Below are 8,761 nucleotides of genomic sequence, written 5' to 3'. Positions count from 1 at the left end.
GCGCAGGCGCGCCGAGAACAGGCGCACCAGCGCGCGGTCGATGTCGGCTTCGGTGATGAGGCCGCGCTTCACGGCGTCCAGGTAGTGCTGGCGCAGCTTGGGCGATTCGCCCCAGGCACCGGTGTGGCATTCGTTGTCCATGCCGGCCTTCAGCGCCGCGGCGGCGGCCGCGGGCGGGTCGGGCATGTACTTGTGGCCGTCGTGGATGTCGCGCACGGCATCGCAGTCGGAGACGACATAACCCTTGAAGCCCCAGGCGCCGCGCAGCCGCTGTTTCAGCAGGTCGTTGCTGGCGCAGGCCGGCTCGCCGTTGACGCGGTTGTAGGCGCACATGACCGAACCGGCCTTGGCGTCGACCAGTGCCGCGCGGAAGGCCGGCAGGTAGGTGTCTTCCAGATCGTGCGGCGACACGACCACGTTGACCGAGTGGCGGGTCGATTCCGGCCCGCTGTGCACGGCCAGGTGCTTGGGCGTGGCGATCACGTCGGGCCGGTCGGGGTCGGGCCCTTGCATGCCGGTGATGAAGGCCACCCCCAGCGTGGCCGTCAGATACGGGTCTTCGCCGTAGGTCTCCTGGCCGCGGCCCCAGCGCGGGTCGCGGTAGATGTTGATGTTGGGCGACCATGTGTTCAGCCCGGAGCTCCATTGCCCCGATTCGCGGCCGAAGGTGTTCAGACCGCGCACCTCAACGCTGATGGCCGACGCAACGTCTCGCACCAGCGCGGCATCGAAGCTCGCGCCCAGGCCGATGGGCTCCGGGAAGACGTTGGTGGGAATGAGCCCGATCGCACCGTGCAGCGATTCGGTCCACCAGTTGTAGAACGGCACGTCCAGGCGCTGGACGCCTGGCGAGACGTTGATGAGCTGGGTGACCTTCTCGTCCTGCGTCATGCGGGACACCAGCTCGGCCGCCTGCCGATCTGCGATCGAACGGATCGAATCCGCTTTTCCCTTCGCAGGCTGGTTGGGCGCGGCCTCAGCATGGGTCGAGAACAGCAGGCATGCCGCCGTCAGTGCGGCAACCTTCGAGTTGAGCATGTTCACTTCGCGGCGTTGACGATCGCGGCGATCACGTCCGGCTCCTTCTGCGCACCGGTCGCACGATCGGGGCATCCATGCCCACTTCATTGGAGCCGGCAAACAGCAGGTGATCGTCATAGTCCTGGAACGTGGTGGCGATCTGGGTCCAGAACTTGGCCAGCTTGGCATTGATCGCCGCCTGCTGGTCGTAGCTGGGGTGGTTCATCCACCCGCCGTCCCAGTGAATGTTGATGACGACGTACAGGCCGGCGTTGCGCGCGAAGTCGACCACCTGCTTCACACGCGCCAGCCATGTTGCGCTGATGTTGTGGTTGGCGTCTGCGTACTGGCTCCAGGCCACCGGAATGCGCACGGTCTTGAAGCCGGCGGCCTTGAAGCCGTCCAGCGTCGCTTGCGTCGTCAGCGTCGGGTTCCACGACGTCTCGGTCGGAATGGCCTCGAGCGTGTTGCCCAGGTTGATGCCGGGCGACATCTCCTTGGACAGCTGAACGCTGGTGAGGCTTCTCATGCCGGGGTGGTTGGGAGGCGGCGTCCCACCGGAGTCGCCATCGCCGCCCGAACCGCCGGATCCGCCACACCCCGCAAGCCCAATGGCCCATGCTGCTGAGAAGGCAGCAGCAAGACAGCAGAAGTCGCGACGTTTCATTGATGTTCCATGGCGCTGGAAGTGTGTTCAGTGATGCGCAAGCTCAGTTGCGGTAGAGCACGCCCCGGCCCGAGCCGGCGATGTAGACACGGCCGTGGATTTTTTGATCGGCTGCCAGCAGGCCGATGCCGCCGTACTGGTGCTGGTCGTCGTTGATGCGCGGCCAGGTCTGGCCGCCGTCGTCGGAGCGGTACACGCCCCACACGCCGCCGATCGTTCCGACGATGTAGACGGCGGCCGAGTACTGCGCGCCGGCCGCCGGCTTGCCCAGCGCAATCACGGAGGCGCCGTACAGCTCGGGCCACGACCACGGTGGGTTGCTGCCCCAGACCGACTCCGTCACGTCCAGCTTCTTCCAGGTCGCGCCTGCATCCAGCGAGTGGTACAGGCTGTTGCCGTCGGCCAGCCACACGTCGCCTTCGGCGTTGGGATTGACCGCCAACGACGTGGAGCCGAAGCCGTTGGCGCGCAGCCCCGACACCACCGGGTCGAGGCTGCGCGTGAAGGTCCGGCCACCGTCGACCGAGGTGTAGAACTTGCCCGACGTGCCCCACCAGGCGCCGCCCGAATCGTAGGCATAGACCTTGTTCGGGTTCTTGCGGTCGGCGGCCAGAYGGTAGCTGCGGGCGATGCTCATCGCGTCGAGAGCCGGCAGGTTGGTCGCGACCCAGGTCGCCCCGTCGTCGGTCGTGTAGGACGGCACCGAATTGGCCGGCGCCCAGACGGCGTTGTTGCGCCTGGTGACCACGATGTTCGATTCGTTGCTCTGGTTGGCCAGCGCGCCGGGGGCGTTGGTCGCGAAGGCCAACCAGGTCTTGCCGGCATCGCCCGAATAGGCACCGGCGGCGGTGCTGTTCCAGACCGTCGTGCCGATGGCGACGATGTAGGTCGGATCGGACCACGCCATGTCGGCGGATATCCCGTTGCCGAAGCTCACATTGCCGTGAGGGCCAAGGGTCGGCGTCTTGGTGATGTCCGTATGGACCCACATGCCGATGTCCCCCGAACTGTTGAGCAAGGTGTACGGCGCCCCTGGAGGCGGGGTCATGAGACCCAAGGTGGCGGTCTCTTCCAGGCCGTCGACGGTGGCGGTCCAGCTCGGCGTTGCGGAAGAGACGTTCTGGGTCGACCAGACTCCGCCGCCGTGGACATGGAGGACGCGGTCGCGGTTCGACGGGTCGATCTCGACGTCGTCRATCCAGCCGGAGAACGCGTCCGACGCCGGGGTGTGCGGCATCGTCGACGCGATCTCCCTCCAGGTCGTCCCGGCGTCGTCGGACAGCGCCACCACCGGCTGGCCTTGCCAGTTGCCCCAGGAGTTCGTGATGCCCAACGCAATGCGGGTGCTCGCGCCGGAGCCGTAGACGGACAGTCCGCCCATGCCGAAGCTCGTCCACTGGTCCGGCGTGGTCTGCTTGAGCAAGGTCCAATGGCTGCCGTCGAACTTGTACAGCCTTGCGGGGCCGTTCGCGCCCGGCCCCGCGCCCTGGGTAAACGCCACGTAGAACATCCCGTCCGCGGCGCGGACCATGTGGGGGATGTGGTAGCCGGACACGGGCGTCGCCACGCCGGACCAGCTGGCGCCGGCGTCGGTGGACTTGTACAGGTTGAAGGGCAGTCCGGCCGCGCTCGCGTAGTCGGGGGCGATGCCGACGTAGATCGTGCGCGTCGCCACGCCGCTGCCCTTGGTCGAGGTGTCGAAGACGACAAGCTCGACGCCCTCCGCGCCGCCATTCGAAGCGCTGATCTGGTCGGCAGTCATCCAGGTCGAGGACAGCCCTGTGACCTGGCTCCAGGTCTTGCCGCGGTTCTTGCTCTTCCAGAGGCCGGCCGTTCTCGACCCGTAGAACAAGGTCGTCGGCTGGTTGGGATCGACCATCATGCGCTCCCCGATGGCCCTGCCTTCATTGTTGGAGCCCACGGAGAAAGGAAGATCCACGTGCTGCCAGACATTCCCTCGATTCGAAGAGATGTACAGCCGCCCGGAGCCATCGGCCGAGTTGTACATGCCCGTGGTCATGTACACCCGTTTGTCGTCATTCGGGTCGAGCGCGATGCTCTCTGCGCCGTGATAGAAGCCTTCGTTGGCGCCGAAGCCATCGGTGATCGCCACCCAGGATGATTTCTGCGGGTTCCAGCGATAGGCGCCGCCGATGTCGGTTCTCGCGTAGAGAAGATTCGGTGTTGTCGGGTGAAAGATCAACCCGGTGACGTAGCCACCGCCGCCGAACTTCACGCTCTTCCAGGTCGCCGCGGCGGAAGAAGAATCGGTGGACCCGGTGGACCCGGTGGAGCCGATCGTTTCTGTCGATCCGGTGGAGCCCGTCGAGCCCGTCGAACCGGTCCCGTCGGTGCTGCTATCGCCGCTTCCTCCGCAGCTCGATAACAGGCTCGCCAGGATGGCCGAGACGACGATGAGATGCTTGCCGTTCATGGTGATGTCTTTCATGGTGATGTCTTGAGAGGCGGTCACTCGGCCGGTATGACGGACAGCTCGGCTGCACTGGTCCAGCCGCTGCGCCACACCTCGTCCAGCGCAGTGAAGCGGAACCAGCGTGCCTTCACGGGGACAAAGCGCACCTCCTGCAGGTCGGGGTTGTTGCGCACGTTGGAGAACGTGCCCTTGTCGACGTTGACAGTCCAGGTCTGGCCGTCCTCGCTGCTCTCGAAGCGGTAGTTCTCCGCCGTGCCGTTGAGCATGCCGTCCTGCCGCGGCAAGTAGACGAAGCCGGCGATGCGGTGCAGTTGGCCCATGTCGACCGTGATGTGGTGCGGCAGCTTCAGGTCGGCGCCCCAGCGCGTGTGCCAGTAGGTGGACGAATCGCCGTCGATGGCCAGCGCGGCGCCGTTCCGACCCTGCGCCACTTCTTCGCTGTCGACCTCGACGATCTTCCAGCCGCGCGGCGACAGGCCGGCGAAGTTGCGCGAGCCAACCACGCTCAGCCGCCCATCAGGCTGTACCCGCGCAGCCTTGACCACGCCGCTGGCCGGCAACGCCACCGGCGCGCTGTAGACCGGCGACTGCAGCGTGGGCGCGGAGCCGTCGGTGGTGTAGACGAGCTTGCCCGCCACCGGGTGGGTGATGGCCACCGCACCATCGGAGCCACGGTCGGCGATGGCCGGCGGCATCAGGTCGAGCGACTGCCTGTACAGCGCCACTTCGGCCAACGTGGGCGCGAAACGCGCCTCGATGATGCGCACGCGCAGGCGGTCGGTGGTCACTGGCCGGGCCAGGCGGATCAGCCGGCGTTGGCCGACGGTGGTGGTCTCGTCGGACGAGATCTTCGGCACCGGCACCCAGTCCTGGCCATTCCAGCTGTCGAGGGCGAAGCGCTCGATGCGCTGGCCTCGGTGGTCCACCGCTTCCTGCAGCGATACCACGTCAAAGGTCTGCGCCTGCGGCAGCTTCAGCGTCAGCGTGCCCGCGCTCCGGCCGGCGGCGGCTTCCCACCAGCTGGCCAGTTTGCCGTCGGCTGCGGCCGGCGCGGCATGGCTCTGGGCCGCATGGTCGGCCGCGACCTTGGCGCCCACGGCCAGGTTGCGCTTGAAGGTGTTGCGCACGATCTCCGACATCTGCGCCAGCGCCGCCATCTGGTCATCGGGCACCAGGCCGCGGTTGTCGGGCGACAGGTTGAAGATCAGGTTGCCGTTGCGACCGATGCTGGCATAGAAGATGTCCACCAGCTGCGGCACCGGGCGCGGGCGCTTGGTGCGTGCCCAGAACCACTGGCCGTTGCCCAGGATGGTGACGTTGGTCTCGGCCGGGTACCACCACAGGTGCGAGCCGGGCAAGAGCCGCTCGCGCGAGCCCAGGTCACCGCCCTGCCAGTCGGGCCAGTTGAAGGTCTCGGGCGCGGCGGGCAGTGGGATCACGCTCCACTCGGTGGTGCGGCCGTAGCCGCTTTCCGACCCGACCCAGCGCACGTCGGGGCCCTTGCCCATGATCACGGCCTTGGGCTGCAGGTGGCGGATCAGGTCGTACCAGGCCGTGTAGTCGTAGCTCTGCTCGACGCTGGGGTCGGGGTTGGCGCCGTCGAACCACACCTCGCTGATCGGGCCGTACTCGGTGAGCAGTTCGTAGAGCTGGTTCAGGAAGTAGCGGTTGTAGTCGTCGACCTCGTAGCGGTAGCTGCCGAAGCCGGGTGTGGGCTGACGGCCTTTGCCAGGCTCGGTCTTGAAGCTCGCCGGGTCGGTAGGGATGGTGGACTGGAGCTTGAGGCTGCCGTTGCCGTAGTAGCCCGCAGGGTTTTGGGGGTTGATCCTGAGCTGGTACAGGTCCGCCGGCGAGAGGTAGACGGCGAGCTTCACGCCCGCTTCCTTGGCCGCCTGCGAAACCTCGCGCACCAAGTCGCCCTTGCCGCCGCGCCAGGGGCTGGCGGCCGACGAATGGGCGGTGTACCGCGTGGGCCACATCGAGAAGCCGTCGTGGTGCTTGGCCACCAGCACGATCATCTTGCCGTCGAGCTGCTTGACGGCGCGCAGCCACTGCCGCGCATCGAGTGCACCGGGGTTGAAGATCGCAGGCTGCTCGCGCCCACTGCCCCACTCCACCTCGTTGAAGGTGTTGACGCCGAAGTGCAGGAAGAAGGTGCGCTCCAGGCGCATCCAGTCCACCTGGTTGGCGCGCGGCAGCACCTTGGCGGCCTTCTCGGCCACGACGGCCGGCGAATCGCCAGGCTCGATCACATGCTCCTGGGCGTAGGGAATGGGCGCGGCGGCGCGAGCCGCAGCTGCAGCTGCGGCTGCGGCGGCGGCTGCTAGAGCGAAGACCGCAGCGATGAATGAAAGTCTTTTCATGGTCTCGAAGAGGCAGCTCGCATGCACTGGGCCTCGARCTCCGGCACGGCCGCCGAGCAGGCCGGCCGCGGGGGGTGAGGTTGCGTGCGGACTAGCCGGGCTTGCCGACGAAAACGCCGCGGCCCGGCGTGCCTAGGTACACCGTGCCATGCTCCAGCGGGTCGGCCGCCAGCGAGAGCACGCCGCCGAAGCGATGCTGCTCGTCGTCGATCGCCCTGAAGCTGGCGCCGGCATCGTCGGAACGGAACAGGCCGGCGAGTTCGGTGCCGCTGGCGCTCTGCACGCGGCCGTAGAGGTAGACGCTGTGGTACGCCGCGCCGGGCGCGGCCTTGCCGAGAGCCAAGCGCTCGACGCCGGCCACCGCCCGGATGGTGCGCGTGCGTTCATCGACGCCGCCCACGTGCAGCAGCGCATCGGGCAGCCCGATCCACAGGTCGCGCAGCTTGCCGGGCGCACTGAGCAGCAGGCCTCGCTGCCAGCTCGGATTGAGGCTGGGCAGGCCAGTCAAGCTCGGCGCGAAAGTCGCGCCAGCATCCACGCTGACCAGCACCAGGCCACGGGTGATGTCGAAGACGTAGAACACGCCTTCGGCGTTCTTTTCCGCCACCGGCACCAGCTCGGCTTCGCGCGTCTCGGGCCAGCCCTTGCAGAGAGCCCAGGACTTGCCGCGGTCGTGCGAGACCATCGCTGGCTGGCGCGGCGGCGCCCAGATCAGGCTGCCGCCCTTGGCCGATACCGCCACATGCCCACCTCGTGCGTCCTTGACGTGCTGCTGCGCAGCAAAAGGCACCCAGCTCGCGCCACCGTTGACCGACACGGCACCGCCGCTGCCGGCGTCCAGCGTGCGCGCCACCACCTGCGGTGCCTGCCAGGCCGCATCGACGCTCGGGCTGGTGTCACGACAGGGGCGAAACAGACCGGCCTCGGGCGCTTTGGCTGCATCCTCCCAGGCGCCGCCGCCCAGGCCCCGGCCCATGGCGGCAAACAGCACGACGCCGCCGGAAGGGCTCAGCAACGACAGTGCCGGGGCTTGCTCGATCTGCGCCACATCGAAGCGCCATTGCACACGTGCCCCCTCGCGCTGCGCCGCGCCCAGATTGGTTGTGGACCAGAGGCCGTGGTCGGTGCCGTAAACCAGGCGCTCGGGGTCCGCCGGGTCGAAGCGCGCGTCGGCGATCTGGTGTCCCATGGCTTCGACGCCGGCCAACCGCTCCGCCAGCCAGGGATGGCTCTTGGTGTCGTGGGCCGAGCGCGCAGACAGGGCTGTCCAGTGCGCGCCGCCGTCGGTGGACAGATACAGCTCGTCGCCGGCGCCGTCCCAGTGCTCCAACAGCATCGAGGTGATGACGCGGCCCTGGCGGTCGACATCCAACGCACCATAGGCGTAGGCGCGGCCGTTGGGCTTGCTCGGGGAGATGTCGCTCCAGGCGCCGGCCGGCGTGCGCTTCCACACGCTGCCGCCGCGCAGGCCCCCCGGGTTGGGCGCCCATTCGCCGCCAGCCGCAAAGCTCACGTACAGGACACCATCGGGGCCGAAGGCCGCACGCTGCGGCACCTGCGCCGGCGCATCCGCCTCGCGCTTGAAGCTGGCGCCGCCATCGCGGGTGAGGTACAGGCCCGGCTGGTCGACACCGCCGGCGTAGAAGGTCTTGCCGCCACCGGCCGCCTCGAACGACACCAGCGACACATGCCTGGATGGAAAGTCCAGGCCGACAAAGCTGGCGCCGCCATCGCTGCTCTTCTTCAGACCATCACGGGTCGTGCCCAGTACCAGCACGCGGCCGTCCTGCGGGTCGACCTGCAGCCGCTCGCCGCTGCCACGGCCCGCTTCATTGCCTCCGAGGCGGAAGCTTTGTTCGTGCAGCTTCCAGGTGGCGCCGCGGTCGGTCGACGCCAGCACCGCGGCCTTGCGGCCCCACTCGCCAGTGGTGTCACCGCAGGCCAGGTACACGCGCTGCGCATCCTGCGGGTCCACCGCCACGCTGAGCACACTCATCAGGTCCGCATCGAGGCCGCCCAGTTGGTCCAGCAGCGGCTCCCACGGCTGGTCACTCGATTCACGCCGGTAGACCCCGCCGCGCTCGGCGCGTACATAGGCCAGACCGGGTTGGCGCGGGTGAAAAACCAGGCCACCGACGGCGCCCCCGCCGCCGAAAGGCAGATTGCGCCAAGCATAGGCGGCAGGCCCTGCCGCCAAAGCTGGATGCGCTGTCGGGCCTAACAGCATGCCTGCCCCCGTTGTGGCAAGGAATCCGCGACGGTCAATGGCCATGGGGA

Annotated in this window: 5 protein-coding genes; all 5 read right to left on the bottom strand. The window is 67.9% G+C overall.

Annotation, left to right across the window (positions count from 1 at the left end):
• Positions 1-1,038, bottom strand: a 1,038-nt coding sequence (locus AC1DYI_RS19790; protein WP_477205846.1) for a glycoside hydrolase family 3 protein, incomplete at its 3' end; no start/stop codon positions are given.
• Between the two features lie 31 nt (positions 1,039-1,069).
• Positions 1,070-1,549: a glycoside hydrolase family 5 protein gene (locus tag AC1DYI_RS19785; protein ID WP_477205845.1), complete on the bottom strand. Its 480-nt coding sequence runs from the start codon at positions 1,547-1,549 to the stop codon at positions 1,070-1,072.
• Positions 1,550-1,730: 181 nt separating this feature from the next.
• Positions 1,731-4,211, bottom strand: a complete 2,481-nt coding sequence (locus AC1DYI_RS19780) for a dockerin (protein WP_477205844.1) — start codon at positions 4,209-4,211, stop codon at positions 1,731-1,733.
• Positions 4,157-6,484 (bottom strand): discoidin domain-containing protein, encoded by a 2,328-nt coding sequence (locus AC1DYI_RS19775; protein WP_477205843.1) that lies wholly within the window; start codon positions 6,482-6,484, stop codon positions 4,157-4,159. The genes AC1DYI_RS19780 and AC1DYI_RS19775 overlap by 55 nt, the downstream gene beginning before the upstream one ends.
• Positions 6,485-6,575: 91 nt before the next feature.
• Entirely contained in the window at positions 6,576-8,711 is a 2,136-nt protein-coding gene (locus tag AC1DYI_RS19770; protein ID WP_477205842.1) for a hypothetical protein, read from the bottom strand.
• Between the last annotated feature and the right edge of the window lie 50 nt (positions 8,712-8,761).

The organism is Ideonella sp. P3_A4 (genome assembly GCF_056403075.1).
The sequence above is the reverse complement of the archived record's forward strand: the minus strand, read 5'-3'. Positions and strand labels throughout refer to the sequence as shown.

What these genes read in the sequence shown, in the direction of transcription:
- AC1DYI_RS19785 (WP_477205845.1), bottom strand. Translation starts at nt 1,549, where the DNA reads ATGAGAAGCCTCACCAGCGTTCAGCTGTCCAAGGAGATGTCGCCCGGC.
- AC1DYI_RS19775 (WP_477205843.1), bottom strand. Translation starts at nt 6,484, where the DNA reads ATGAAAAGACTTTCATTCATCGCTGCGGTCTTCGCTCTAGCAGCCGCC.
- AC1DYI_RS19770 (WP_477205842.1), bottom strand. Translation starts at nt 8,711, where the DNA reads ATGCTGTTAGGCCCGACAGCGCATCCAGCTTTGGCGGCAGGGCCTGCC.